We start from the raw sequence: 26,927 nt of genomic DNA on the forward strand, positions 1-26,927 counted from the left end.
AATGGAAATATGACAATTATCCTACCTAGCTTTTTTCGAAGAAAGTACACAATTCAAAGGAGAAAAAAATTTAAAATTTCACCAAGAATTTCTTTCTTTTATCGACTCATTCCAACAAGAAATCTTAAAACTAGATTATAATTTCACCTTCCTTTCTACAAACATCTACGTTATAAACATGTATGCTCTACGAAAGTGTTCAAGTATTTCGGGACACTAAATAAATAGTATTAGGAGGATTGTCATGAAAAAGAAATTGTTGATTTCAGCTGCATCTATTGGACTAGCCCTGATGGTCTCACAAGCTACATATGCAAATCCGCAGTCAACGCCGAACGGTCCCTATGTGGAAATTGAACAGAACCTCTCACTTTCAAGCCTTATGACAAACGAAGAATTGGAAAAGAAACTTCAGCAATTGGAGAGCTCCTCCCAGGGGAAAATGAAGCTTGATATTGCTGGTTATTCCAATAACGGTCACCCATTGTATGTCGCAAAATATGGAGACAATGATCCAAGTAAAAAGCGGGTATTGATTTATACGCAGATTCATGGAAATGAAGTGTTAGGAACCGAGGCGGCCATGGATATCATGCAGAAATTCAATTCAGGCGGGAAAGAAATCAATGAGATGCTTGATGAAGTATCAGTGTGGATCATGCCGAGAGTAAATCCGGACGGCACGATGACGGAGTTAGATGGACAGTGGAATCCAGTGAGGTACAATCATCAAACCTGGAATCCTGAAGAACTTGGAATGTCCGCAGATACGAAAGCCCCTTGGTATTATGCTTTGGGTTATGAAAGAGCTCAAGCAAACAATGGTAAAATTTACTATGGTATTCCTGGTTATGACTTGAACCGGGATTTCAGCCCGAACTATGACTTTGACATCAATAAAGTGGATAAGCAGAAACTCGCTGAGGTTTTGAATAGTAAAGATACCAATAAGGGTTCATCCACGGGATTTGTTGTATCGCCGGAATCCAAAGCCATTACAAACGTAGTGAAAGATTTCAATCCTGACGTCGCCATAGATGTACATCACCGCGGTTTTAATAGACTATCAGAAGAAGATAACCGCTCAGTGTCCATTTCGGTGCTTGGCCTGTTCACAACCCAACCTTACACAGATCCATTTAATGGACAAACCTATGAGGTTAGCCCGGATGTTGAAAAGCTCAGCAAGCAAATCACTGTTCTTGGATACCAATCTTTACAGCGAGGATTTTCGTCGTTTGGCGCAATACAGCAATACCCGCAAGTCAACTATCCGGGCTCCGGTCTTGGTGCGATACAGCTGAACGGAACAGCTACGATGCTGATTGAAGTGAAAGGACAAACGCAGACGCTAGGACAAAAGCAGAATGGTATGCTGGTTCAAACGGTGAAGGCTCCAATCTACGATATTTTGAATTCGTTGTCCGATGGTTCCATCAAAGACGTTAACCCTGATTTATATGATGAGATTCCACCTGCCTACGGCGGAATGAATGACCCTTCGACTCGGGGGTTTTAAGGTTGTCGGTTTTGACTTTTGCAGGCTGACTATATTGGCGCTGCTTGGTTGAAGGCCGGTATCCTATTGGAAACGTGGTCTCACTGGCCCGGTAACTCAGTTTCCGGGCCGGTATCCTATCAAAAACGCAATCTCATTGGCCCGATAAATGTTCTTATACCACTTATAGATGTTATCAGCTGTTTATGTGCCCCTAATCTTTATATCTTTGCTAAATAGGTCTATTCTCAAAACTAAAACCGCACCCACTATCAGCAGGTGCGGCTCCAATCTAATTGTCACTTAACTTGTTTCCTTCTCATCCATTGTGTCGCTGCCCATTTATCTCCAATGATTACGGGGGCACCGCCATGTAATGTTAAATCATTCAGGTCCTGGTTGTCATAAAAGTATTCAAAGTAAACGGCCATCCCTTTTTGTGGTGACACAGAGAAATTCAGTTTAGGGAAATAGGTTTCACCCCCAAGCTCCACATCATTCAGGTACATAACCATTGTATTGATTCGCGGATTCGCCGCATTTTTGAAAAAGTCAAAATGGGCTTTGTATTCCTGCCCGATTTTGTAATTCAGGATTTGCAGCCCTTCTCCATGCTCGTAAGGGACATTCATGATCTGTGCAATCCTTTTTTCGACTCTTGTTACAACTTCGCTTTCTCCCTCTTCCATGAATGTACTGCTGCTTGTACGCATGTCATTCTCATCCCGGGTGTTCCCGATTTTCGACCGCTTCATTTTATCTTGAGACAATTTAATTAGCGCATCACATTCTTCATCGCTCAGTACGTTACCCAAGACGACGATGAGTGGTTCTTCCATTTTGGCAATAATATTAATCTCTCTATCTTCCGTTTTGATCTTATTCCCAACGTGATGAAAAATACTTTGTTCCTTAACAGCTAATTCTTGATTTTCCATTGTCAACTTTCATCTACCTCTTATCCGTTAATATTCAAAATAATTAGAAATCTCTCGATAATCGAAGCATGATCTATTGGATGTTTTGAAAAGGGCATTATCTATTGTTCCTGCACAGGGCATTCCTCAAAATTTAAATTAATTTTACACTGTCCTTCACCTTTTGACTATCCTTTTTTCAGCCCAATTAAGTCTATTTATTGTCGAATAAAACATGGTGGATTGTGCATAATATCCATGTTCATAAGGAGGTGTCATGATGCCGAATTTAAACGATAACAAGTTCCGGAAGATCCAGTCTGAGGCTGCCAAGCAAGGAAAGTCCCAGGAGGAATATGCAGAGGAACTGGCAAACAATAAGTTGAAGGCGCAGAAAAGGAAGTAATCATGGATAAAGGCAGGGAGTCATTTTCTGCCTTTCACTTGGTTGCCATACTATTCTCTAATTCTTGTAAAAAACTCAATAAAGTCTGGCGGTTCTTATAGATCACTTTTCAGCTGGCTATTAAACCACTTCTCCTTCTCCAAGCTGCGGAATAATGAAATGATCCTCGCCGAAGATTCTTTCATCTTCGAATTCCTCCAACTTCTTCTTTATGTATTAATTTTCCAACATTTATCGTAAAATGGGACTATAAGTATACGGTTTCAAGGGGGAAAGAAATGAAAAAACCATTGTTTATCAGTCTAATCTTTATTCTATTACTATTGACAGGCTGCCGTGTAGAAATGAGTATGCCTCCAGATGAGCAGGAGGCCGTTGCCTTCGACGGAGTAGCTGATGCGCAGGAAATCATGAGAGGTATTGAAGAGGTATCTGAAAAGCCGTTGAATGAAGATGGTGAGATTAATACGAAGATTGATATCGTAGGAGAATTCCGTGGAAGTCGAAGTTTGAAGCTCATTGGGGAGTCCAATCTTCCTGAAGGTGCAGTCCTGACAGTTATATTTCAGGAGTTCATCGACGATCCGGCATTGACGGAAACGGATATATTGGAAGGGGCAGAACCAACCGGGGCCAAAGTCTTTCAAGAGGATGTCATCGTCAAATCCGGAGGTGAATTTAGTACATCTTTTGTTCACAGAGACAAAATGTTATTTGGAAAATTAACCGTCACCTTCCACCCTGAAAAGCAGCCCGTCGACCTTCAGCAAGTGTATGGTCCGCATGGTGAAAATATCCTGAACGAAGAAAAAGGCAATGGCAAAATCAAGTATGAAGTGGATGGTGTTGAACACACGGGTTATCAAGTCTATACTGCATCGGGCTTTATGAGTACCTTTAACAATCTTTACGAAGATTATAATGCGTTTATGTCACCCTATTAATACATCCAAAAAAACGATCAGCTTCACAAAGGCTGATCGTTTTTATCTTTTTACCAACTTCTCAATATAGTCATAATCAATCGACTTCGTATTATCAGTGTAAAAGAATCCTTTATACCGTATTGTATCATTAGAGTTGATGATGAATTCCTTCACTAACCCACCTTCCTTATTGAATATGGAAGTATCAAAACTGTACCCCATATAGCCAAAGGAAGGTTTTCCTTTTTGAAAGGTAATTTCATTGAGATTAGAGATGATATGACTGACCGTATCCCTATCAGTAATTTCAGTTTCGTAGCCCGTATTTCCATCAAAGACAACAATCTTTGAAACATCTTTGGCCTCAATTTTTACAACCTTATGTGGAATGAATGTCAGCACAAAATACAGTAGAAGGACTAAGGGGATCGTTGTAATAATAATCCATCTTTTCTTCATAAAAAACACCTCGCAACCTGACTTCTGGAGGATAATCAATTGCTTCCAGGACATAATACAAATAGATTTTATTAAAAAGGAGCATGCGGGATGTTCAATAAAGATGTAATTAAAGCGTTAATGTACAGCACAATTCTATCAACCATTCTCAGCTTTATAGGAATCGGATTGACTATCTACCATCATAAAAAAATGCAGAAGGTGGTTAGGGAATCAAATAATGGGTGATGATTCATTGCCTGACCGTTGTTGCTTAGAAGATCTCTTAAAACACCCCATGTTCATTGGGTGAATCTGAAGGAATGGGCTGGCCGATGTCCCACATTTCCACGATTTTGCCTTCCTCAAACCGGAATATATGTACAACGACAGCCCCGGTATCGCCTTGATTTTGCTTTACATGGGAGTGGACCGCAACGGTGTCCCCCTCTTCTATTGTCCGCTTCACTTCAAACGCTTTGTTGGGGTTTTGCTCTGCATTCTCCTGCATAGCGATCATAATCGTTTCTGCATCTCCCTTAAAGTATGCATTGTGATGAAAAAATCTCCGGGTAGTGTACATTTCAAAAGCCTCTCTCACTTTTCCTGATGCTGCCATTTGTAGAAAAGAAACAGCGGTTTCTTTTTGTTTGCTCATTTTCTTCATCCTTCCTGTTTAAGTTTCACGCTGTAGTATCTCATTGCTTTTGGTACACCTTTTATTTCTAAGACGCCTTTAAAAATTAAACCTCTGACTCTGTATTCTAAAAATGAGTCGCCCAAATAGTCGTCCAGATGACCGATGAGTTCTCCAATCAGCCTGGCTGATTTCATAAATTGTTTTGTCTTTTGTTTTTTATGTATTCTTGCTGCTGTTCTGATGATGTAGTTATCGTAGTAATCTTCTTCTACACTCACAACTGATTTCCCTTTCCATATTCGAAGAACTTCTGTAGAACTGTTCAGCTCCTGCCATTCGTCTAAAAGGCTGTCTTGTTCAATCACTGATATAGGTTGGCGTTCAGTAGTGTTTCTATAAAGAGTGGCCCATCTCTCAGGAGAGATTTCACCGGTGTGCAGCAGTTCGTGTTGAAGTGCCGGTGTATCAAATAGGTGTTTATAAAGGGGAGACGTATTGATAAGGTAAATATCATTCTTTTTTTCTTTTAATAAAAATAAAGCAAACCTTAAAGCTGTTTGTTCGTGGGCATTCTCTCCAGTCCATATAACAATCGGAATATCATCTGGAAGCGATTCAATCTTGGAAGCTAAAGCTTTGTATTCTGAATCATAGTTATCCAGGTATTCATCATCAAGGTTTATGTGATCCTGCAGCCACTCAATACGCCTCTGCCTCCCCTTCTCTTCATGCAGCTGATGAACCGGTCCATATGAATACATATCGGTAAACGCGATTACTTTTTCTTCCTTATCCAGTCCCATTTGTTTTAATGCAAACTTGAAGCTGCCAGCCGCCGATAGCCCAAAAAGGAGGTGGACCTTCTTTGTAGTTTCATTTTCATTAAGGGTTTGATTTTTTTTATACTCATGGAATTCAATATAGGCATTTTGTAGATCTTTCACTAATTGTTGTTCTGTAAAATCCTCTGTTTCTTTTTGCAGTCTAATGCTGAACAATAGATGCAGCAGCAAAGATTTTGCTTCTTCTTCAGTCGCCTGCTGGATGAGTCTTTTTAAATCTTCAATCATTTTCATCCCCCTTTTAGAGTATCTTAACACAATAAATGAGAAGGACATTATCTTATCAGAGTTCGTGATAGCCAAGATGATGAAACATCCAGCGCTTCTTTTACAAACCGGGTTATCGGGCCAAGGAGATTGGGATTTTGCTGGGATGCTGGCCCGTAAAAGGAATTTCCGGGCCAAGGAGATTGGGATTCTGCCGGGATGTTGGGCCGCAAACTGCGTTATCGGCCCAATGAGATTGGTATATTCTAGGATGTTGGCCCGCAAACTGCGTTACCGGGCCAAGAAGAATGAGATTCTGCCGGGATGTTGGCCCGTAAAAGGAATTACCGGGCCAAGGAGATTAAGATTCTGCCGGGATGCTGGTCTGTAAATAGAGTTATCGGCCCAATGAGATTGGTATATTCCAGGATGTTGGCCCGCAAAAGGGATTACCGGGCCATTGAGGTTTTGTTTTTTGGAGATCATGGGCCGCAAAGTAATTACTAGCCCAAAGAAGCAGCATTTTTAGCAGGAAGTATATTTAAGTTTTGCCCACGGTGCTGCGGGTAAACAAAAAATGTGAGGGTTCGGTCCCCTTAATATAAGGAAAGGACGTGATCTCATGATTGACACTTTAAAACATGTAAAAAATGAATTGGAACAGGCATTGGAAAATCCACGAAACCACGCTCTGGACCATTGCGTGAATGAGTTGATGGAAGCAAAACAAGGCATTGGCGAAAATCAGAAAATGATGGATGATGTGTTGAATGCCGTCACCCATGCGATGCATGCCCAGCCGCGTCTACAAGAAGATGGGATGGATATCTCCTCCATCAACGCCTTCAAAGAAGCTCATAATGCCGTTGACCAGGCAATCGACACCCTGTCAAATTAAAGATGAAATACTGAAAAAGGCTCGTTCAAAAGGACGAGTCTTTTTCTTTGACTGCTATTAAAGATTATACCGCTCAAAAAGTATATTCATATGGTGTTGTGTATGTCCAAGCAGGATATAAGCTGAAGCCCGAACGGATATCGGATGGTTTTTAAGTGTGCCTGTTTTTTGAAAATCCTCATTCTCCAGCCCTTTGAAAAGTAAGAGTGTGGATTCTCTGATAGATTTCCATTCTTCGAGGATATCCAGCATAGGCCTTCTTTGATACTTTCCTTGAAGCGCATACTCACTTAGGTTGATGGCGGGAATGATACTGGAATCCCCACGGATGATGCGAAAAGTGAGATAAGATAACATTCTCTCAGCATCACTTAGATGTCCCGCTACTTCTTTGATACTCCATTTTCCTTCTTCATAACTCGTTTCTGCTGCACTTTCTGACATATCGGATAGCAGTGAATTCATTGTATTCATCTGCTCAACGAAGAGCTCGTTCACATCTCCTGCAGGGACTAACTTAACATATCGTTCAAAGTATTCTTCATATTCAGAGGGCAGCGGCCGTTCAGTCCTCAAACTTTCTCATCTCCTTCCAACCATCAGAAGCAGCGCCTGTCAAATAAACAGTCGCTGCCTATATGTATTGACTTAAATATCGAGTCCAAACTCTATCTTTACTGATAGCATTTTGTATCCTAACGATCTATATAACATAATGGCCTTGCCGTTATCACCAAATACTCCTAGAGTGGCTTCACTTTTTCCTTTGTCTCTCAGGAACTTCAATGCTTCAGTAATGACAGCCTTGGCAATTCCTTGCCTTCTCCATTCAGGTAAGATAAAGATGTTTTCAGTAGCGCCGCGGTCCTCACCCAGCCCCCATGTCATAACACTGCCAACGACTTCATTTCCTTCGAAGACGGTAAAAGTATCCCACTCCTGGCCGTTTTTGGTCCATCTTAATTGATTAAGGCTCCAAGCCACGCCGTACAGATCTCCTTTGGCTTCTGCTGCAAGGTACTGTTGTTCTTCATGGGATGTCGCCATATCCCATTTCCTGATTGTTAAATTTCCTGGCAGTGGATAAGAAGGGATTTCCTCCGTCAGATCCCTCTTCATAATTAAATGAGTTCTATGCGTATCAAAACCTTTCGACAGATAGAAATCAATCTCTTCTATATCTTCAGTTGGAATGACGTGGCGAACCCTGACATTTTTTTCTGGGTATTGTTTTCTTAGTTCCTTTGCTCTTTTTAAAAGGCACTTAAATAAGTCCTCAAGAATAATCTCTGGTGGAGACAGATCTTCATTTAGCGAAATGTCCAAATTCAACTTACATACGAAATCAGATGGTTTAATATTTTTATCAATGACCAGCCATGTGGGATCTGGAACAATATGGCCTGCAGCAACTATATTATCTTCACCATCAACGGCACAAAAAATGTTTTGTGGTTCATAGTCACCGTTGTATCGGTAGGCAAGCATGGCCATGAAGTCAAATTCTGCAATTTTGTCAGCATCAGCATCTTTGTAATTCCTGATGGAGTAAGTATTGATTGAAGACTTTGTCATAAAAGGACTTCCTCTCTAATTGTTTTTCCTCATCTTTGAATGTTTTTTTAATGTCAGGGACGTTTTCATACTCTTCAACTCCTTATTTTTATGTTATTTTAATTCTATAAATTTTGGAAATTCCCTTTCTATCTGAATAAAAATAAAACAAAAAGCCCTGATTTCTCAGGACTTTTCTAAACCGTAATTCATTTTAAAAAAAGTAAGCCGAGTAGTAGAATATCGTCATTCCAAAACTTATGCCCATAAATAAGATGATTCCCAATATGACTGGTGATACCTTAAAGCGGAATATTTTCACTTCACCGGCATCCTGCCCGGTCCATCCTTTTACACTGGCATTAAAGCCATTGTTGTTTTGGTTTGTAAACAGCAAGTAGAGCCATATGCCTCCAAAAATCAACAGCCCTCCTATGAAGATGACATCCATGAAGTTCCATCCGAAGAAAATAGATACCAGCCAAAGTAACCCCGCTTCTATTAAAATTGTAAGAATGACAATTAATGCTTTCTTCATATGATTCCCTCCGATTTTATCTCTTTTTACTTTACTGCCTATGTATGTTTATTTCATTTCTTCTTCTGTCTTTCCCCACTCAAAACCTGATTTGCCCCAGTAATACAGGAACATCCCGGAAGATATCATTCCTAAAGCAATATAAATGAAGCTCATTCTGTTATCTCCTTTCGTCTGAATATGTTTCCTTGGTTTATATACGGTGCAGCAATGATAAAGTTTCAGAATTCATCAAAATTTATATAAAAATTAAAAATGAAAATATTTGGAAGGAGAAAAAATATTTTTGTCGAATCATTGCAGAGGTAAGAATGGAGATTTTTGTATTTTACTTACTACATAGATTACAGGAGATGCGTATATGATTATATTTGGTCTGATACTGCTCATTTTTTTGATCGGTGTATATCCATTTTGGGATAAAAAATACACCTCTAAATTAGAAAAGACTCTGCTTGAAAAAGACAGGATTGCTTATTTTAAGTATGTGATTTTTTCTGAATGGACCATTACCCTCATGATTTTGCTGGTTGTGATGATATCAGCCAGCACATTTGGGGATTTAGGCTTTAAAGCACCCGCAGAAAATTCTTCTGAGGTTTTAGGGATGCTGACTGGTTTTCTTGCCGGAATCCTGATCATGATGTTTGTCTTGATGAGATTGCCCTTTTATCGAAAATATTTGGACAAGCAGACTGAAAATGTTTCCTATTTAATCCCATCAGGGAGAATAGATAAACGTTTTGCTATCCTTGCGGCTATTACAGCGGGCATCTGTGAAGAGGTCATCTACCGTGGATTCCTGCTGCATTTTCTTTCTTCCTCGCCATTTGGTTTGGAAGGACAAGTTTTGATGATTATGGGGGCTGCAATTTTTGGAATAGCCCATTATTATCAAGGCTGGAAGGGAGTCCTTTTAACGGGGGTGGTCGGGTATGCCTTTACGAGGATGTATTTCATGACCGGCTCCCTGCTGTTCCCTATTCTTTTTCATATCATTATTGATCTGCGGTTCATGTTAATGGCCGGGAAAGATCCAGTTGACAAGACAGATTTAAAACGTGCCATTTAGTTTGATTTTAACAATTCCATTCTGACACAAAAAAGAAGCAGCCGGTCTTGAGCTGCTTCTTTTTCTCCTTATTTCCCGTCAACGATCTCTTTAAAGATTTCATAGGAACGTTTTTGTTTTTCAGTGTCATAAATATAAGAAACCGCCATGATTTCATCGACGTCATACTTCTCTTGGAAGCGGGTCAGCTGCTTTTTGACGGTATCCTTGCTTCCCATCAACGATACACTTGTCATCGATTCCGCCATCTGCTTTTCAGAAGGAGACCAGATTTCATCCATGTCTTCAACCGGAGGGCTCATCGGTTTTTGAGTGCCGCGTACAACATTCAAGAAGAACTGCTGCATGGTTGTTGACTGACGTTGTGCGTCTTCATCCGTCTCTGCAGCAATGACATTCAAGCAGATGATGGCATGTGGTTTATCCAGATATTCAGAAGGCTGGAACCTGCTCCGGTAGATGGAAAGTGCTTCTTCCATATGCCTCGGCGCGAAATGGGACGCGAAAGCGTATGGCAACCCTAGTTTAGCCGCCAGGTATGCTGAATCGGTTGATGAACCAAGAATGTATATCGGAACATTCGTCCCTACACCAGGGTACGCTTTTACATATCCTTGGCCTTCCAATGGGCCGAAGTATGTTTGCAGCTGCTGTACATCGTCCGGAAAAGTATAAACATTTTCTTGAGTGGATGATCTGCGGAGCGCGCTTGCTGTCATCATATCGGTTCCCGGTGCGCGGCCGAGCCCCAGGTCCACCCGGTCAGGATAGATGGTTGCCATTGTACCGAACTGTTCAGCCACCACTAATGGCGAATGGTTTGGCAGCATGACACCGCCGGAACCCACCCTGATTTTCTCCGTATGCTCCAATGTATGTTTGATTAATAGGGAAGTCGCTGAACTAACCAGCGTCGCCGTATTATGATGTTCCGCTATCCAATAACGTGTATAACCCATTTTCTCTGCTGCCTGAGCGAGATCCACCATCGAATCGATCGCATCTTTGGAGTTCTGCCCTTCCCTGATCGGCGCCAAATTCAATACAGAAACAGGAATATTTATATTAGCCATTTTATTAAGTCCTTTCTTTCAAAAAATTGCGGTACTTTTGAAGAACTATGCTTTCAATATACCCAAGTGCTTTTTCCGCATTCACAAGTAAAATGTAAAGTAATAAGTTACAGTTACAATGTAAAAAAAGCTTAAACAGTGTCTAAGCTCTTCTATTCTGCAAAACGATACTGTAATAGTATTATTTACAGTTTTATATGTCAATTAATTGAACTGATGGCTTGATTTCAAATTCACCCTGTTTCGGTTCAGCCATTCACCTGCCAGCAGGCTGTAAGTCACCAGATCCTCGTAATGGTCATATAACCATTGCCCTTCTCTCTTCACGCCTTCATTCACAAATCCAAGTCTCTCAGGGATGGCCATGCTTTTATCATTCCCTGCTGCACATTGAATCTCAACACGGTTGATTTTCCATGTTTCGAATATGTAATCAAGCAAGGCAGCAACTGCTCTTGTGATGATCCCTTTGCCCTGTGCTTTTTCAGATAGGAAATATCCCATGCTGGTTGTGCTGTTTTTCCAATCGATGTAGTGCAGGCCGATCATTCCAACCAGCTCTCCGTTAAAACGGATACCGGCATCAAAACCGTTATGATCCGCGTAGTTATGGATCCACATCGGGATGATTGGTACGAAATCTTCAGATGATTTCCGCTTATCCACCCACAGAAGCCACTTCCGCAAATGGTCCCGATTTTCATCAACCAGTTCAAATAATTCCTCTTTTTGATGCTGCTGCAGCAGTTCAATTGAAATCTCCTCATCCACTTTAAAAGAAAACATTAGGAATCCCCCTTACCCATTTTGAAAATTATACCATGGCAACAAGCGAAAGGGCCGTTTCGTATTTATGTTTTAACAAAAAAGATATATTTGCGTTATGCGGGCGGGGCTTTCGACGAACGATACAAAAAACAGCCAATTCCCCTGCGGATTGGCTGCTTACTCTACGACTTTATATCAAGCTGTTTAATGATCCTCGCTGGGTTCCCTCCAACGACCACATTATCCGGTATATCCTTCGTCACGACTGCTCCAGATGCAATCACGACGTTATCACCCACCGTAACTCCAGGATTGATGATTGAACTGCCGCCGATCCATACATTGTCACCAAATGTGATGGGCTTCGCATACTCTCTGCCTGAATTACGTTCAGCTGGGTCCAAGGGATGTGTTGCGGTATAGATATGGACACCGGGTGCCAGCATGCAGTTATCACCAAATCGGACTTCACACACATCGAGGATCGTACAATCAAAATTGGCAAAAAAGTTTTCTCCGACATGTGTGTTGTAACCATAATCGAAGCGGATATTCGGCTCCATATAAACCTGCTCACCAGTTGTGCCGAGCAATTCCTTCAACAATGCAACCCGTTTGTCCCCTTCTGTTTCCGTCGTTTGATTGTAAAGCCTGACCAGTCTCCTTGCTTCCTGGCGTTCTTTTATCAGTTCAGGATCAGCGGGATCATACATTTCGCCGGCCAGCATTCTCTCTTTTTCTGATTTCATTGGATCAACTCCTCAATATGTATATACAGTTTGTATCATATCAGACAGCCGGCAAATCAGCTAAAGGAAATTGAACCAAATGTTCAGCGGACTCCCCGCAATGCCTCCAATGAGCTGCCTTCTTCCTTTTTGATGATGGACAGTGAACCGTCCCCTTCCAGTACGATGGCTTCAACTTTTTCAAAGGAACTCATCCCCTCTTGGCGGATCTTCAGGCGCAAGTCCTCAACTTTGATTCTTTCCCTGTCCATTTCCTCTTCAATAAACCGGCCATTATAGTAAAGAAACGAAGGGGACGCTTTTATCAGGTCGGAAATCCTATTTGACTTGGTTGATAGTTTCGCAACAACAAACTGAAGCAGTGTAAGCATGCACAGTATGACAGCTCCTTCTGCCAGTGAAACCTTATCATTGGTCAGGATACTTGATAATGTGGCACCATATGTGACAGTTATAATGAAATCAAATATATTAACACTCGCGAGTGTGCGCCTTCCGAATAATCTCAGCAGCAAAATAAGAAATGGATAGGCCAGCAGACACATCAGAAATGCCCGAACAAGACTTTTCCAACCGTTGAACAACAAGGTGTCAAACATATATAAACTCCTCTCCACTTTGAAACCAGAGCTGATTCCTTATTCGCGAATACCCGTACTACTTTGGAAATAAACTTCTCGGAGAAGAAGTAATTAAAGAATAATGATGGCTAAAATGACTATTAACCCGATCCGGAAGAAAGCCATGTCTTTCTTGCTCGCCCCCATCTTCCTATCTGCATACTGAAAATAGGAAATAATAAAGATTAGACCAAACATAGTCAATGCATAGCTGGACTGGTTCTGAGTGACCGATATGTTCTTAAAAAGGCTGACGAAAACAAACAAGAGACCTGTATAGCCCAGCACCAGGTGTAAATATTTTTTTTGTATCTCTTTTTTCATGTTCTTATCCCCCGGAGGTGCATTATTAGAAAGTTTTAATGAAGAGAGGCTTGAGCCTTTCTAAATAAATCCATAAAAATCCGTCATGAAAGCCGTTAGTAACAATGCCGTTACAAACACCATCTGGATAGTTGTGAAAAGATAATCATTTTGATCCGGTAAATATTTTTTCTCATAGACTGCTCTCGCTGTTTCAGATGCTATTATAAACCCGAATAATATGTAATGTGTTTGCAGGAACCAGATTTGCTCTGAGGGAGCCAGTGAAACATTGATGATAAAGCCGGCAAATATCAGCACCACACTGGAGATTCTGATGATCCAATCTGTTTTTTTATGCTTCTCGTTTATATGGTTATAAGAAAATAGCGGCTTCCTTTCAACGTTCAGCCACTTTCTGAGAACCGTATTGATAAGAAATATAAAAAGACCGACAGCAGACATAACGAGAATCATTTTCAGGAAAAAGCTGCCCATATAATCACCTCCATACATTTCCATTATTTCAAATATACTGTTTTTTTACAATCTCAACTTTTCCATCTCAAAAAAAGAGCAGAAACCGACATGGTTCCTGCTCGTTTTATTGATGCTTATTTAAAGAATACTTTGTCGATATTGTACTTTGCTTGAAGTGTATTGATTAGATATGTTTCGTAAATTTCACGCTCCATTGCATCCTCTACGAAGATGCAATCGATCCGGTAGACTTCATCCCTATGAGGTTTTAGCGGAGATACATTATCCTCTAAATGTTTTTTCACCCGCTGCCTTAACTTTCTTGCCTTCCCGACAAAAAGCAGCTCATCATTTATGTTGTAAAACAAGATCATGCCGCCTTTATCTCTTGGAATTTCATGCAAATCGATGAACCCTTCCACAGATTTGATTACAGGTTGGTTATCATTCGGCGCTTGCTTGCGTTCTGAAATGGAAACATCCACTTTTGGTATTTCAATTTTAATCAATTCGTCACGTCCTTTTCCTTTAAAGGTAAATGGTACCATAGATACCCACGGAAATCTACGATAATTAGGATGGGCATTCAGCCATTTTTCTATCAGGAAAATATTTCATACATAAAAACCGTGGGATTGTGAAAAAATGGGTATCTAATAGGACTCGGTGAAAATGGAGGGATTTAGATGAACAAGACAACAAGGAATGTACTCATGGGATCACTGGTATCAGCAGGCGGAGCCGTATTGGCGAATGCCCTTTATCAAAAGAGAAAAAAGGCAAACTTTCCGGTAGATGAAGACATCGATACAAAACACGACTTGAAATCCGACTTTGAGGAAAGCCCGAATGCAGCCTATGAAGAGGAAGAAATTGGATTGACGAAGCTCGACTCAACCTATCGCTCCGAATGGCAGGCAAATGGTTTTCCAATGACTCATGCCGAGATGGAGAGACTGGAGCGGGAGTCGGAGCAGGATCATTAATTCGCTTTAAAAAAAGCTGCCTAATTGGCAGTTTTTTTTATAATTGGCTGGATTGCGACTCGCTTGCCTTCTAATTGTGCTTGGGAGTCGCAATTTTAGGAGAATCGCGACAACTGTGCTGTTTATTTTACTTTTGCTGTCGCAAATCCAGGTGAATCGCGACACGCAAGACTTCTTTTTCCACCTTGTTGTCGCATATTTACTTTATTGCGACAGGTATGCTGTGTATTTCCCCTGTGGTGTCGCAATACCATTCGAATTGCGACAAGCATGCTGTCTATTTCCCCTGTGGTGTCGCAATACCACCCAGAATCGACGGCTTTACTAGGACATTATATAAAAAAAGCCCGAATCAACCTGGGATTCGGACAAGGACTACTCTATTGATTTAGCTGTGCGAGCTGCCGGTTCAAATCCGCTAACTCGTTTTCCAGCTCTTCCAGCCTCTTCTCGGATTTCTCCGTGCTGCGGCCGACCGACTCCAGCTTTTCCAGATCGCCTTGGATGCGGATATAATCCGACTTTACCTCATTAATTTTGTACTCTAATTCTTTTCTGGTCATGTATGTACAACACCTTTCGTCAATCTCTATCTATAGTATAAACAAATCAAAAAGTCGATGACGAATGATATGATTCCAAATTTAAGTAATGAAGCCTAGCTGGCTATGGCCTTCCTTTTTTGCCGGATTACAAAATACGTGACTATCCCCATGCTCAGGATTATTATGAACATACCGGTGCCCATAATGGAAGAGGCATCAAAGCCTTTATAAATTTGATAAAAGAAGAGTATTGCCAATATGGAAAGGCACAAATACCCTTTTAATTTGCTTTTGAGAAAAATAGAAGAAAAAATAGCCAAGGTCAAAGATACTTGAATCAAATGAGCACTAAAAAGCACAAAATACATTCCAATACCAATTTCCATAATCGCTGTCCATCACCCCTATAATTAAAATGAGGTTCCCTCTAACCGTAGAAAAAAATTTGGATTAAGACGAAAATCATAAAGCCAGTTACACCTATGTTAAAATAAGCGTACAATTTATTTCCTTCTTTATAATCCTCTATCGACCTGATCAGCATCAATGCTCCAAGGGAAGTTATCATTAGCGGAGTGAAGGAGTGATCGTCCGTGATCAATCCATAGCCAGATATACTAATGGTTATGACCGCTAGTATGATACCTAAAATCTTAAGCAATGAGTTCATCCCCTTTCTACCAGAATCTTATAAGTTGTTTTGGAACTTGCTACTTATCATCTTCCAAATCATCCTTGGTCGTTCCCCAATCTTTTCCCGACTTACCCCAATAAAAAAGAAAAGCCGCTGAAGCGATGAGTGGAAGTCCATAAATGACAAAGTCCATAAAGTGATCGAGCATGTAGTCCAACCTCCTTATTCTTTTTGTGAGAGAGAATCATTAACTCCTCAAATTTTTACAAACTTCTAAATGCTTCACTCTGTAATACCCTAAAGTGTTTGAGTTTTCAGTGTGATGAATACTATAGGACTTTTGGGGACTAGATTAGTTACTATAAACCTTTTTTGGTCTTCCCTCTTTCACGCATAAAGGCAACCCCATGTCCAAATACCGCCCCAGAAAAAAACAATGTGAATACCGCTGAGTCGAACTCTCCTTTGCCGAAACCATAAGCAAGAAATATGATGAGGGACACACCGAAAATTAACCCGGCATATTTCAAATTATCACGAACTTCATTCATATGTATCCTCCTTTACGTATTTGACGATTTCCCTGGCTTTAGGGTTTCGGATCTGTTTATTTTTGGTGAATCAGAGCCTTTCTGCTGGAGTAACTGATTTTATTCTGCTGCAATCCTAATCCTCTCTATCAATAAAACTAATAAACGTACCATTACAAGTGAGCTCCCTTGGTATAGTGGTGCATTTAATGGCTAATCGCACTATTATATATGAGTTCCCATGGTATAGTGGTGCATTTAACAGCTAATCGTACCATTATAAAAGAGTCCCCTTCCTATAGTGGTGCATTTAATGGCTAATCGCACCATTATAAATGAGTCTCCTTCGAATAGTGGTGTATTTAATGGCTAATCGCACCATTATAAAAGAGTCCCCTTCCTATAGTGGTGCATTTAACGGCTAATCGCACCATTATAAAAGAGTTCCCTTCGTATAGTGGTGCATTTAACGGTTAATCACACCATTATAAAAGAGTCCCCTTGGTATAGTGGTGCATTTAGCGGCTATTCGCACCATTAAAAAAGAGTCCCCTTCGTATAGTGGTGTATTTAACAGCTAATCGCACCATTAAAAAAGAGTCCCCTTCCTATAGTGGTGTATTTAATGGCTAATCACACCATTATAAAAGAGTCCCCTTCGTATAGTGGTGCATTTTACAGATAATCGCACCATTACAAACGACTTCTCTTGGTATAACGGTACGTTTCTAAGCTAGTCCTAATAAACTGACCATCTTCCCGGAATGAACTGTCTCTTCGTCTACTCCTGAGAAATTTCGCTTTTAATTACGTCCAGGCTCCTGCCAATCATTGTTAAAATCCCCGCTTCTTGGTATAATCAAGCTCTACATAACAGTAAAAAGAGGTATTGCCGTGTCGAAGAAAAGTTTGCAGTTCTGGTTGATTCAAATTCTTTTGATTGTATCAATTGTATTTGTTTCTACGAAAATCTCATTTTTGTTCCACCCGATTACAATCTTTATCACAACACTGTTTTTCCCGATTTTAATCACTTTGTTTTTGTATTTCCTTCTGAATCCGATCGTAAATTACCTTCAGCGGTTTAAGGTCCCAAGGGTTGTGGCCATCCTGATCATTTACGTGTTGATCATCGGATTGCTGGTGCTGGCAATCGGTAATATCGTGCCGACCATCACGAAACAGTTCACAGCACTGGCGAATGAACTTCCTCAGTATGCATCTAAGACCATTTCATACTTTGAAAGCCTGTCTCGATCAGATGAATTCAGGGACTTCATGACCGAGCAGCAGGATCTGTTGGACACGGCACAGGAACGACTAGTGGCGTTTGCCAATGATCTTCCTACGTTGATCACGGGAAGCTTTCAAAATCTGTTGGGATTGGTCGCCAATATTGCGATCATCCTGGTAACGGTCCCGCTTCTTCTGTTTTACATGTTCAAGGACGGCCACAAATTTCCCGTAGCTGTTTCGAAATGGCTTCCTGCAGAATATAGGAAAGAAGCTATGACGATCATGAAAGAAACGGGGAGCACGCTTGCCGCTTATATTCAAGGACAGGTTACAGTCGGGCTGTTTGTGGGGATCCTGTCACTCATAGGGTACTTGATCATTGATTTGCGGTTCGCTCTTGTATTGGCCATCACGGTCTCCGTAACCAATATCATTCCTTATGTGGGGCCGCTTATCGGAGGAGCGCCGGCGGTTATCGTCGGACTATTCGAATCCCCGACGAAGGCTTTGCTTGTACTTCTTATCCTTGTCATTGCCCAGCAGGTGGAAGGCAACATCCTCTCCCCTCTTATTTTGGGTAAAACACTGGACACTCACCCGGCAACCATCATCATCCTCTTGCTTGCCGCTGGTAATTTAGCAGGTGTACTTGGTATGATTTTGGCAGTTCCGACTTATGCGGTCATCAAGACGATAATCATTAATTTAATTAAATTTTTAAGGGCAAGGAAAGAAGCGAAATTAAGAACTGAATTAGAAGTTGAACCCGAATCCTGAAAAAATCCCGGATGAACAGAACCGTTCATCCGGGATTTCTTTTACTGCCTTGATGAACTCTACTCTTCTATGCCCTGTTTACCTTTTTTGTAGCTGACCATATTTAATATTGAGTTGACAGGTCGGAATAGTATGTTTAAAATAATGACAATAGCTGATTTTGTAAAACAATCATCACTTATCAAGAGAGGTCGAGGGACAGGCCCTGAGAAGCCTCAGCAGCATAATCCTGCAACGCCTGGATTTTGTGCTAATTCCTGCAAGCAAAAACGCTTGGAAGATAAGTCGGGGTTTATAAAAAGAATTCTCCTCTACTTATTGTAAAAAGGACTTTTTAGGAGGAATTTACAGTGAGCAAAGTAATGGACGCAGTTGAAGGCAGACGTAATGAATTAATCAGCAAATTAATCGGGATGGAAAAATATAAGACAACGGACGGAAAACAATTGTTTGAACTGTCCTTATCTGATTTGGAATTTGAATTTTATAAATTTCAACGTGGCGGGCATCCTCATGCAGGAATGGATTCCATTCGCTGGAGAAAATGATATAGAAATATGAAACTTCTTTAAAAGACAAATGATTAAATTCATCTGTCTTTTTTTGATTCCTTTTGTCCGGTCTCCACCTATCGACCTCCCTTCTTTTATCAAAGGGATATAATCTGTGGTAAAACGCAATCCTATTTAATTGAACGACCCTTTACAATCGTTTACAGTGGATTTAACTACATAAAAAGGATGATAATGATGAAGCTTTCAGGTAATACCATTCTGATCACTGGCGGAAGTGCCGGGATCGGATTAGCTTTTGCAGAACGTTTTATTGCCAATGGAAATAAAGTGATTGTTTGCGGAAGGCGCGAGACTGCCCTTCAAGGAGCAAAAGAAAAACACCCTGAGCTGATTACAAGGGTGTGCGATGTCGGAAATGAATCGGAACGCGTGGCACTTTTTGACTGGGTGATCGAGAATTATCCGGAGGTGAATGTCCTGGTCAATAATGCCGGTATTCAACAACGTTTTAATGTGTTAAAAGCAGATGCAAGAAACGATTGGAGTTACTTCAATAAGGAAATTACAACCAACATTGAGGCACCCTTTCATCTCTCTATGCTGTTCGCTCCTTTTTTTGCTGAAAAAGATTATGCGGCGGTCATTAATGTGACGTCCGGGTTAGCTTTCACTCCGATGGCGGTCGCCCCCATTTATTCCGCCACAAAAGCTGCGTTTCATTCCTTTACCATGAGTCTCAGACACCAGCTGTCCGACACGGCAGTTGAAGTCATTGAAGTCGCTCCCCCTGCTGTCAACACAGACCTTGGAGGAGCCGGGCTTCATACGGCCGGCGAACCGCTGGCTGAATTTGCGGATGGAATTTTTCAAGGTTTGAAAGAAGGCAGACAGGAAATAGGATACGGCTCATCAGAGGAACGTTTGCGCATGTCGCGGGATGGCCTTGATGAACACACTGAGAAATTGTACAAGGCTATGAAAAACAGCATTGAATAGACAACTCGAAAAGAACTCGCCCAATGAGAGGCGAGTTCTTTTTACTCTTATTTTGCTCCAGTTGCACCGACGGGATCCTTTCCCACTTCAGAAGCGTTCCATTTCCTTGCAAATAATCCTGTATAAATCAGCATTGTACCGAGCATGACTATCGCTCCGATGTAGACAGACATCATGGTCGGCATCAGGAACGCACCAATGATGATGCTGGACCGGGCAATAAGATCGGCACCGCTGAATGATAAATTGGAGAAAGCGGAATAGGAGCCCCTTTTGTCACTTGGGATCATATTGGCTTGCTCTGCATTCCGGATTGGTGAGTAAATCAATTCACCCAGTGTTGCTATCAAGTTAAAAGCAATGAGGATGTACCAGGTATTGGCGGATGTTACGGTCATATAACCGATTCCGTATAAGATCAGTCCAAATAGCAATGCGTTCTTTTTATTCAATCTGTCAGTAAAACGATTGACGATAAAGGTAAAGCAGACTACTAGAAGCATGTTTTCGATATTCAGAATACTTAACATCCTGACCCCGACGATTTCAAAGTTCCCAATTCTAACGGCTTCAAAAGTTTCAGCCAGTCGAATTCCGATATAGCTGTTCAGTGAGAACTCAGCTGCAAAAATGAATGTAGAGCCGGCGACCACTTTAACGAAGGCAGAATCCTTCAGTGCTACACGATAATTGTTGACCAAATCGATGAATACATTTTGATGTTTTTTCTGAAGCTGATCCTTGAATTTGTCTTCAAGCCAGATTCCATAAGCAACTGGAATGGTGATCGATGTAAATGTCAGCATCATGAACAGTTCTTGTTGGTGGTTCAAGTATAGAAGTCCCCCGAGGGCTGCACCAATGGCCATGGAAAGATTGATGAGCCAGTAATCCAGGGCATAAACGGCTTTCCTGTTCTCAGGTGTAGTTGAATCAATGATGATGGCATGCATCGCGGGACGACCGAGACTGCTCGTGATAATAAAACCTATGTAAGCACCTGCGAAGAGCCATATCAGTTTATTTTCTGGAAACAAACTGATGGTCATGATGAAGAAAAACAAAGCATTCAACCAGGATGTGGTTAACAGGACTTTCTTTCTGGGAAAGCGGTCTGAAATATAGCCTCCAACCAAGTTGATGAAAAAACCGATCACTACGGTGATGATCAGGAATGCCCCTGCCCAGATCTTATTCATTTCCTGCGCAAAGAATAGCGCCATGAACGGCATGACAGCTGATGAAACAGCTCTGTTAAAGAATGAAGTTATCATTCTTACTTTAATATTTTTCGGTAAGTCCTTCCACTTCATGTTGTTCCCTCCCCTTGTTTACTGTATATTAAACTAGACTTATATTTTTAAAAATAGACAGATTGTAAAAAGGTGTCCCCTTTTGGAGGAAAACAGATGGATAATAAGTTACTTACACTTTGGAGGTATTATCCTTCAGGCAGCATCCTTGTGGAGGAAATTGCAGAAACCCTCCAATTAAGCCATAAGCAGACAACCCGTTATTTGAAAAAATGGGATGAACAAGGCTGGATTGCTTTTACACCAGGCCGGGGACGAGGAAATGCCTCAACACTGAAATGGAAAAAAGATGTGGAAGAAATTTTTGAAAAAGAAGCCTTAAAAAGTATTGGTGAGGAACCTGTCGACCGGGTCAGTAAATATTTAATGTACAATTGGTCAACAGACAGCAAAATGAGGTTAATGAATAAGTTTCAGACCAAGTTGGGCTTTGTGCAGGCATCACAGGACAAACTGATTGTGCCGAAAAGATATCCCTTTTTCTCGATACATCCTCTTGAAGCTGCCGATGTGTTCAGTGCCCACTTAGTAGCCAATGTGTTCAATCGCTTGGTCTCTATAACCGAAGATGGAAAAATTATCCCTGAGATCGCCCACAGCTGGGATGTTTCCCCTGCTAAACTGCGATTCTATCTGAAAAAAGATATTAAATTTCATGACGGCTCCATTTTAACAGCCAATGATGTCGCAGAATGTCTGGATAAGCTCCGGCAGCATAAGCATTACAAAGAACTATGGGCACCGGTGGAGAAAATTGAAGTTCAAACGCCCCTTATCATTGATATTCATCATCCAGGTGGCTGCAGTTATACTTTGCCCATGCTCACCATGATGTGTGCTAGTATTTACAGGGAAACGAAAGAACGACTAATGGGCACCGGATGCTTTTCACTCGAAGAAAACAGCGAACAGAAAACCACACTAGCGGCTTTTTCAGATCATTTTCAAGAGCGCCCGCTGCTCGATGCAGTTGAATTCATCCAGGTTCCCACGGATTTCAAAGGAATCTTTCATTCTCATGTTGAATGTAATGACGCTTCCCCAGTCGAAGTGGAAAGTGATTCGGGATTCGGGATTGTTGTCATGAATATCTGCCGTCTATCCGCCATTCAACGAAAAGAAGTCCGCGATTATTTGCACTGGTTAATCGCCAGTTACAGGCAAAATATCCAAGATTGCAGCCCGCGGCTGATTCCCAATGATAATAGTGTCATGATTGGACCGAAGCATGATGTAACTATTCAAGAGCCAGACCGTCCTTCTTTCGACAAGCCCATTATCATCCGCGGGGCCAGCCATACAGTCAAAACCACAAAATGGCTGGCAGATGTTTTGGGAAAAGAAAATATTCCATATGAAATTAAGTGGTTTTCTTTTTCCGACATACTAACGAAACAACCACACACATTGGATGTCGATCTCTTTGTTCATGGTGAAATCTTTGAATCCAATCAGGATTTCTCGTTTTACCATTTTTTGAATAATGGTTTTTCCCCTCTTTATCAAATTATTAAGGAGAATGTTGAGTTGAAGCGATTGTTAGATGATTTCATGCATACTCCATTCGAGGAATGGAGACCGCTTAATTTAAAGTTGGAAAGAAAGTTGATTCAAGAATCAATCATGATTCCACTTTACTATGAAAAGCGGTTCATCCCCTTCTCCTCCGATATCATGAATATTGAATTCAAACATTTTGGATACGTGGACTTTTCTAAATTGTGGGTGCGTCCGGAGGTCTAGGGGATGTAATGAAAAAAGAGGGGCGATCCAGCGTTTCCCCTCTTTTTAGTAAGCAGTATTTTGTTAAGTTAGTTTTCAGTTTACATAATAATATTATAATCCTCTCTTGCGTATTTTAAGAAACAAACCGTTTTTTGGTCGTAGTGTTATCAAGGGTTCAAACTCAGGTACTCCTGCCTCAGTTTATAGGGGCTTTCTCTTGTTCTATTAACCAATTTTCTCGTAAACGTACCGCTTCAGCCTGGATTTATTTTTATAAGGGCATGTTTCTCACTTAATCGTACCCCTTCGGCCTGGAAAGCTATTTATAATGGTACGTTTCTCTCGTAATCATACCCCTTCAATCTGGACTCCCTTTTATAATGGTACGTTTCCCTCGAAAACGTAACCCTCCAGCCTGGAATCCATTTTATAATGGTACGTTTCGCTCGTAATTGTACCGCTTCAGCCTCAGATTCAATCTATAATGGTACATTTCTCTCGGAATCGTTCCCCTCCAGCCTGGAATCTCTTTTATAAGGGCACGTTTCCCTAGCAATCGTTCCCCTCCAGCCTGGACTCCCATTTATAATGGCACGTTTCCCTCAAACCTAAAAAAAGAGAAGGCCACAGCCTTCTCCAAACACACTTACGAATATGCTTTATCTTTCTTCTTCCTTCTGAAACGATCAAATACAAGGTACAACATCGGAACGATCAGCAATGTCAAGATCGCTGAGAACAAGATTCCGGAAATGATTGTGACGGCTAGCGGTGTGAATAGTGCATCTCCGCTTACGGCAACCGGAATCAGTGCGACGATGGATGTCAGTGCTGTCAGCAGGATTGGACGCAGTCTTGTGCGGCCCGCTTCGACGACGGCTTCTTTCACATCCATGTCGTCTTTTCGCTGCTCGATGAACTCTATCAGGACGATGGAGTTCCTGACGACGATACCCGTCAGCGATACCATACCCATTACTCCAAGGAAACTGATCGGTGTCTGTGTGACGAACAATCCAAGGATAGCACCGGCAATCGCCAGGTAAACAGCCACTAATACAAGGAATGGCAGTGACAGAGAGTTGAATTGCAATGCGATCAACAGATAGACAAGGAAGATTACAATAGTGAACAAGATTGTGATTTCAGAGAAGAAATCATCCTGTGCTTCATTTTCTCCCCCAAGAGTTACACTGTAGTCCTTATCCAGCCCTTCCTTGACGGAATCAACGATTTCCTGTACATCTTCTTCGTAGCCCTCTTCATTTTCCGGGAAGGCCCGGATGGTGATGGCACGCTCTCCGTCTTTATGCGGAATCTGCTGGATTTCTTCTTTTTCCTCTACATCGACAAGCTCATCCACGGATATCAGCGTCGGCGGACCTGCAGGATTCGGACTTGCAGCCGGAAGTTCCAACGCGGAAAGGTCGACGTCCCCTTCATTTCCTTCAAGGACAATACTCATATCCCGCTCTGTTACTCCATTATCGAAGGACTTCATCGGGATCCCTTCTGTTGCCAGTCGGATTTGCTCACTGATCTGCTTAATGGTGATTCCATTCTCTTCTAACATTTCACGATTTGGTACATAGTCTATCGTTGGTGCAAATTCACCTACATTATCAACAACCAGATTTGTTTCTAATTCATTGATGTCTTCTTTTATTGTATCCCTTAGTTCAAGGAGCTTCTCTAGTTCAGGTCCTGAAACGGTTACTGTGACAGGCGCACCAGCTGGCGGGCCTTGCTGGATCGTTTCCATGAACAGTTCAGCTTCAGGATATTCTCCGCGCAGCTTTTCTGTCCAGTCATCGATGAGCCCTTGGGCCGTCTGGTTTTCCCTGTCCACCCGGGCTACAATCTGTCCGGTATTGGTGCCGGAATTTGATAAAGAACTGTTGAACAAGTTCGGAAGTCCCGTTCCTGCAAAAACACTTGTTTCAAAGACACCTTCATCGGTTTTCAGCATCTCTTCCATTTCGGCAAGAGTATCGGCTGTTTCTTCCAAGGTTGTTCCGATTGGCAAGGTCACATCAATGGTCACCTCTTCACGGTCAGCCGATGGAAAGAACTCAAATGGTGTCAGGACTACCAATCCAAAGATGGCTGTTGTGAACACCAAGCCGACAAGTGACGTAATAAAGGGTCTCTTTGAAAATTTCTTCAGGATCGTATCAGCATAAAAGTCAGCCAATTTATCCAGTGGTTTTCCTAGAAATCCAGGAGAATCCGAGATCTTTTTGCTTGTTTTACTATATAAAAGATAACGCATCACTGGCACAAAGATTAACGCAACCAGCGTGGAAGCAATGATCGTTGTAATCAGTACAGTCGGGAGTGCGCGGATGAATGCTCCATTTCCGCCTGACAAGAATACAAGCGGCAGGAATGTGAACACAATCGCAAAAGATGAAGTCACAATCGACACCCAAATCTCTTTTACCCCCGTAATGGCACCTGCCAACGCGCCATCTCCCAGCTTGTATCTTCGCTGGATGTTATCATTTACGACTATTGAGTCATCAACCAAGATTCCCAGTGCAATGATGGCACCGATAACGGAAATCTGATTCAGGTCCACTTCTGCATACGGCAGCGGAATCAAGCCCATCAATACAGAAATCGGAACAGCCAACGCGACCACCAATGCTCCGGAACCTGTCAAACCGAGTGAAGTGGTGATGACAACGGCTACAACGGAAATCGCCAATGAGAGGAATAAACCATCAAAAATATCGTTGACGAGTCCGGCTTGTGAATAATATGGAACAAGTTCAATTCCTTCAGGCAGCCCTTCTGCCAACTCCTCTATTTTCTCACTGACTCTTTCATCAACAGATGGGATGTCTTCACCTGCCTGGACAAAGGCAGTGAATGAAATCGCTGGTTTGCCTTCAAAAGTAATAAGGTCCTTCACCTCTTTAGGGGCAATTTCCACATTGGCTACATCGCCAAGGAAAACGGATTCCCCTTGGGGATTTTTCCCTATGAAAACCTCATTCATTTCATCAATCGTTGAAAAATGGTCGACTGATAATTGCACGACTTGATTATCGATTTCTTGCTTACCAAGTGGTGTAGGATAAAATTCATCGTTTATTGCTGTAATGACACTGCCGACATTCAACCCGGCATCTTTCAGGGAATCCGGCTGAAGCTTGATGAGGATTTCTTCCTCAGGCAGCCCTTTTACGGCAACGCCTTCTACACCGGACAATTCTTTCACTTCATCACTCCAGCGATCCAGCTCGCCCCTTGATTCTTCAAGGTTTTCGCGGCTGTCGCTCGTCAACTGATACGATACAATCGGCATTTTCACCGTTGATTCATTAACTTCCGGATCGAATACCTCTTCAGGGAAACCGGCTGAAGCATCAGAAACAGCCTGCCGCACATTGCTGAATACTTCTTTTTTGTCTGCGCCGTCTTCAACCTCTACAATGACAGTAGAGAACCCGGCAGCTGAAGATGAACTCAGCTCACTGATCCCATCTATGGACTGCAGCGATTCTTCAATCGGATTAGTGACTCCCCTTTCAACGGTTTCTACCGTAGCTCCGGGATACACCGTTGAAACGGTCCCTATGTTGATCTCTGTCTCAGGAATTTCCCTTTGCGGGAGCTGGAAAAAAGTGAAGATTCCAATGATCACGAATAACAAAACGAAAATAAGGGTGATCTTGGATCGTTTTAATATTGCATTTAACATGAAAAAAACCTCCTTATCGACTTTCGACCCGC

32 protein-coding genes and 1 riboswitch are annotated in these 26,927 nt (G+C 41.7%); of the genes, 11 read left to right on the plus strand and 21 right to left on the minus strand.

All coding sequences use genetic code 11. From position 1 onward, the window contains the following. The first annotated feature begins 244 nt into the window (after window positions 1–244). A complete protein-coding gene (locus ACOJQI_RS10705; RefSeq protein ID WP_421385203.1) occupies window positions 245–1,519 on the plus strand; it encodes a M14 family zinc carboxypeptidase in 1,275 nt (424 codons plus the stop codon). A gap of 278 nt (window positions 1,520–1,797) precedes the next feature. Here ACOJQI_RS10705 and ACOJQI_RS10710 read toward each other — a convergent pair whose 3' ends face one another. Next, complete coding sequence (locus ACOJQI_RS10710; protein WP_421385456.1) at window positions 1,798–2,436, minus strand: 2OG-Fe(II) oxygenase; 639 nt, start codon at window positions 2,434–2,436, stop codon at window positions 1,798–1,800. Window positions 2,437–2,692: 256 nt separating this feature from the next. On the opposite strand from ACOJQI_RS10710, the gene ACOJQI_RS10715 reads away from it, so the two are divergent. Beyond that, a complete protein-coding gene (locus ACOJQI_RS10715) occupies window positions 2,693–2,821 on the plus strand; it encodes a hypothetical protein (RefSeq protein WP_421385204.1) in 129 nt (42 codons plus the stop codon). Window positions 2,822–3,099: 278 nt separating this feature from the next. Beyond that, window positions 3,100–3,765, plus strand: coding sequence for a hypothetical protein (locus ACOJQI_RS10720; RefSeq protein ID WP_421385205.1), 666 nt, complete (start codon window positions 3,100–3,102; stop codon window positions 3,763–3,765). 42 nt (window positions 3,766–3,807) lie between these two features. On the opposite strand, the gene ACOJQI_RS10725 is transcribed toward ACOJQI_RS10720, so the two are convergent. Continuing rightward, the gene (locus ACOJQI_RS10725) at window positions 3,808–4,206 is read right to left on the minus strand and encodes a hypothetical protein (RefSeq protein WP_421385206.1); all 399 of its coding nucleotides are present in this window, start codon (window positions 4,204–4,206) and stop codon (window positions 3,808–3,810) included. Window positions 4,207–4,296: 90 nt separating this feature from the next. On the opposite strand from ACOJQI_RS10725, the gene ACOJQI_RS10730 reads away from it, so the two are divergent. Beyond that, window positions 4,297–4,434 carry a hypothetical protein gene (locus ACOJQI_RS10730; protein ID WP_421385207.1) on the plus strand — a complete coding sequence of 46 codons (138 nt, stop codon included), beginning with the start codon at window positions 4,297–4,299 and terminating at the stop codon, window positions 4,432–4,434. Between the two features lie 37 nt (window positions 4,435–4,471). Here the strand turns inward: ACOJQI_RS10730 and ACOJQI_RS10735 are convergent, their stop codons facing one another. Next, entirely contained in the window at window positions 4,472–4,852 is a 381-nt protein-coding gene (locus ACOJQI_RS10735) for a nuclear transport factor 2 family protein (RefSeq protein WP_421385208.1), read from the minus strand. Continuing rightward, window positions 4,849–5,895: a DUF1835 domain-containing protein gene (locus tag ACOJQI_RS10740; protein WP_421385209.1), complete on the minus strand. Its 1,047-nt coding sequence runs from the start codon at window positions 5,893–5,895 to the stop codon at window positions 4,849–4,851. Before ACOJQI_RS10740 ends, ACOJQI_RS10735 begins: the two co-directional genes overlap by 4 nt. A 601-nt stretch (window positions 5,896–6,496) precedes the next feature. Here ACOJQI_RS10740 and ACOJQI_RS10745 point away from each other — a divergent pair. Continuing rightward, complete coding sequence (locus tag ACOJQI_RS10745; RefSeq protein WP_421385210.1) at window positions 6,497–6,772, plus strand: hypothetical protein; 276 nt, start codon at window positions 6,497–6,499, stop codon at window positions 6,770–6,772. Window positions 6,773–6,829: 57 nt separating this feature from the next. Here ACOJQI_RS10745 and ACOJQI_RS10750 read toward each other — a convergent pair whose 3' ends face one another. The 3 genes from ACOJQI_RS10750 to ACOJQI_RS10760 form a co-directional block, all read right to left on the minus strand. Then, the gene (locus ACOJQI_RS10750; RefSeq protein WP_421385211.1) at window positions 6,830–7,348 is read right to left on the minus strand and encodes a DinB family protein; all 519 of its coding nucleotides are present in this window, start codon (window positions 7,346–7,348) and stop codon (window positions 6,830–6,832) included. Window positions 7,349–7,420: 72 nt separating this feature from the next. After that, window positions 7,421–8,347, minus strand: a complete 927-nt coding sequence (locus ACOJQI_RS10755) for a GNAT family N-acetyltransferase (protein ID WP_421385212.1) — start codon at window positions 8,345–8,347, stop codon at window positions 7,421–7,423. Between the two features lie 193 nt (window positions 8,348–8,540). Further along, a complete protein-coding gene (locus ACOJQI_RS10760) occupies window positions 8,541–8,864 on the minus strand; it encodes a hypothetical protein (protein ID WP_421385213.1) in 324 nt (107 codons plus the stop codon). 361 nt (window positions 8,865–9,225) lie between these two features. Here ACOJQI_RS10760 and ACOJQI_RS10765 point away from each other — a divergent pair, with 361 nt between their 5' ends. After that, complete coding sequence (locus tag ACOJQI_RS10765; RefSeq protein WP_421385214.1) at window positions 9,226–9,936, plus strand: CPBP family intramembrane glutamic endopeptidase; 711 nt, start codon at window positions 9,226–9,228, stop codon at window positions 9,934–9,936. A gap of 68 nt (window positions 9,937–10,004) precedes the next feature. Here ACOJQI_RS10765 and ACOJQI_RS10770 read toward each other — a convergent pair whose 3' ends face one another. The 7 genes from ACOJQI_RS10770 to ACOJQI_RS10800 form a co-directional block, all read right to left on the minus strand. Next, the gene (locus ACOJQI_RS10770) at window positions 10,005–11,009 is read right to left on the minus strand and encodes an LLM class flavin-dependent oxidoreductase (protein WP_421385215.1); all 1,005 of its coding nucleotides are present in this window, start codon (window positions 11,007–11,009) and stop codon (window positions 10,005–10,007) included. 204 nt (window positions 11,010–11,213) lie between these two features. Continuing rightward, window positions 11,214–11,795 carry a GNAT family N-acetyltransferase gene (locus ACOJQI_RS10775; protein WP_421385216.1) on the minus strand — a complete coding sequence of 194 codons (582 nt, stop codon included), beginning with the start codon at window positions 11,793–11,795 and terminating at the stop codon, window positions 11,214–11,216. Between the two features lie 164 nt (window positions 11,796–11,959). Next, the gene (locus ACOJQI_RS10780; protein WP_421385217.1) at window positions 11,960–12,526 is read right to left on the minus strand and encodes a sugar O-acetyltransferase; all 567 of its coding nucleotides are present in this window, start codon (window positions 12,524–12,526) and stop codon (window positions 11,960–11,962) included. Between the two features lie 83 nt (window positions 12,527–12,609). Beyond that, on the minus strand, window positions 12,610–13,125 hold the full coding sequence (locus ACOJQI_RS10785; RefSeq protein WP_421385218.1) for a DUF421 domain-containing protein: 516 nt from the start codon (window positions 13,123–13,125) through the stop codon (window positions 12,610–12,612). A 93-nt stretch (window positions 13,126–13,218) separates the two neighbouring features. Next, window positions 13,219–13,470 carry a hypothetical protein gene (locus ACOJQI_RS10790; RefSeq protein ID WP_421385219.1) on the minus strand — a complete coding sequence of 84 codons (252 nt, stop codon included), beginning with the start codon at window positions 13,468–13,470 and terminating at the stop codon, window positions 13,219–13,221. 60 nt (window positions 13,471–13,530) lie between these two features. Beyond that, window positions 13,531–13,947, minus strand: coding sequence for a DUF4181 domain-containing protein (locus ACOJQI_RS10795; protein ID WP_421385220.1), 417 nt, complete (start codon window positions 13,945–13,947; stop codon window positions 13,531–13,533). A 116-nt stretch (window positions 13,948–14,063) separates the two neighbouring features. Beyond that, window positions 14,064–14,438 carry a nucleotide excision repair endonuclease gene (locus tag ACOJQI_RS10800; protein WP_421385221.1) on the minus strand — a complete coding sequence of 125 codons (375 nt, stop codon included), beginning with the start codon at window positions 14,436–14,438 and terminating at the stop codon, window positions 14,064–14,066. 177 nt (window positions 14,439–14,615) lie between these two features. On the opposite strand from ACOJQI_RS10800, the gene ACOJQI_RS10805 reads away from it, so the two are divergent. Further along, complete coding sequence (locus tag ACOJQI_RS10805) at window positions 14,616–14,915, plus strand: hypothetical protein (RefSeq protein ID WP_421385222.1); 300 nt, start codon at window positions 14,616–14,618, stop codon at window positions 14,913–14,915. Window positions 14,916–15,295: 380 nt separating this feature from the next. Here the strand turns inward: ACOJQI_RS10805 and ACOJQI_RS10810 are convergent, their stop codons facing one another. From ACOJQI_RS10810 to ACOJQI_RS10825, 4 genes are all read right to left on the minus strand, one after another. Further along, window positions 15,296–15,478 (minus strand): SE1832 family protein, encoded by a 183-nt coding sequence (locus tag ACOJQI_RS10810; protein ID WP_421385223.1) that lies wholly within the window; start codon window positions 15,476–15,478, stop codon window positions 15,296–15,298. A 409-nt stretch (window positions 15,479–15,887) separates the two neighbouring features. Next, window positions 15,888–16,121 (minus strand): hypothetical protein, encoded by a 234-nt coding sequence (locus tag ACOJQI_RS10815; protein ID WP_421385224.1) that lies wholly within the window; start codon window positions 16,119–16,121, stop codon window positions 15,888–15,890. Window positions 16,122–16,170: 49 nt separating this feature from the next. Further along, a complete protein-coding gene (locus ACOJQI_RS10820; RefSeq protein ID WP_421385225.1) occupies window positions 16,171–16,302 on the minus strand; it encodes a hypothetical protein in 132 nt (43 codons plus the stop codon). 151 nt (window positions 16,303–16,453) lie between these two features. Beyond that, window positions 16,454–16,645 carry a hypothetical protein gene (locus ACOJQI_RS10825; protein WP_421385226.1) on the minus strand — a complete coding sequence of 64 codons (192 nt, stop codon included), beginning with the start codon at window positions 16,643–16,645 and terminating at the stop codon, window positions 16,454–16,456. A gap of 873 nt (window positions 16,646–17,518) precedes the next feature. Between ACOJQI_RS10825 and ACOJQI_RS10830 the strand changes: the two genes are divergently transcribed. From ACOJQI_RS10830 to ACOJQI_RS10840, 3 genes are all read left to right on the plus strand, one after another. Further along, the gene (locus ACOJQI_RS10830; RefSeq protein WP_421385227.1) at window positions 17,519–18,637 is read left to right on the plus strand and encodes an AI-2E family transporter; all 1,119 of its coding nucleotides are present in this window, start codon (window positions 17,519–17,521) and stop codon (window positions 18,635–18,637) included. 175 nt (window positions 18,638–18,812) lie between these two features. After that, a riboswitch (SAM riboswitch) is annotated at window positions 18,813–18,924 on the plus strand. Window positions 18,925–18,987: 63 nt separating this feature from the next. After that, entirely contained in the window at window positions 18,988–19,185 is a 198-nt protein-coding gene (gene fbpA / locus ACOJQI_RS10835) for a Fur-regulated basic protein FbpA (RefSeq protein WP_421385228.1), read from the plus strand. A 201-nt stretch (window positions 19,186–19,386) separates the two neighbouring features. Next, on the plus strand, window positions 19,387–20,148 hold the full coding sequence (locus ACOJQI_RS10840) for an SDR family oxidoreductase (RefSeq protein ID WP_421385457.1): 762 nt from the start codon (window positions 19,387–19,389) through the stop codon (window positions 20,146–20,148). 47 nt (window positions 20,149–20,195) lie between these two features. Here ACOJQI_RS10840 and ACOJQI_RS10845 read toward each other — a convergent pair whose 3' ends face one another. Next, on the minus strand, window positions 20,196–21,461 hold the full coding sequence (locus tag ACOJQI_RS10845; RefSeq protein WP_421385229.1) for an MDR family MFS transporter: 1,266 nt from the start codon (window positions 21,459–21,461) through the stop codon (window positions 20,196–20,198). Window positions 21,462–21,557: 96 nt separating this feature from the next. Between ACOJQI_RS10845 and ACOJQI_RS10850 the strand changes: the two genes are divergently transcribed. Continuing rightward, window positions 21,558–23,204: an ABC transporter substrate-binding protein gene (locus tag ACOJQI_RS10850; protein ID WP_421385230.1), complete on the plus strand. Its 1,647-nt coding sequence runs from the start codon at window positions 21,558–21,560 to the stop codon at window positions 23,202–23,204. Window positions 23,205–23,613: 409 nt separating this feature from the next. Here ACOJQI_RS10850 and ACOJQI_RS10855 read toward each other — a convergent pair whose 3' ends face one another. Together ACOJQI_RS10855 and ACOJQI_RS10860 are read right to left on the minus strand one after the other, a co-directional pair. Continuing rightward, entirely contained in the window at window positions 23,614–23,742 is a 129-nt protein-coding gene (locus ACOJQI_RS10855) for a hypothetical protein (RefSeq protein WP_421385231.1), read from the minus strand. 90 nt (window positions 23,743–23,832) lie between these two features. Then, window positions 23,833–26,895 carry an efflux RND transporter permease subunit gene (locus ACOJQI_RS10860; protein WP_421385232.1) on the minus strand — a complete coding sequence of 1,021 codons (3,063 nt, stop codon included), beginning with the start codon at window positions 26,893–26,895 and terminating at the stop codon, window positions 23,833–23,835. Window positions 26,896–26,927: the final 32 nt, after the last annotated feature.

Source organism: Bacillus salacetis (genome assembly GCF_049177075.1).
In the GTDB taxonomy this organism is placed as follows: domain Bacteria; phylum Bacillota; class Bacilli; order Bacillales; family Bacillaceae_B; genus Rossellomorea; species Rossellomorea salacetis_A.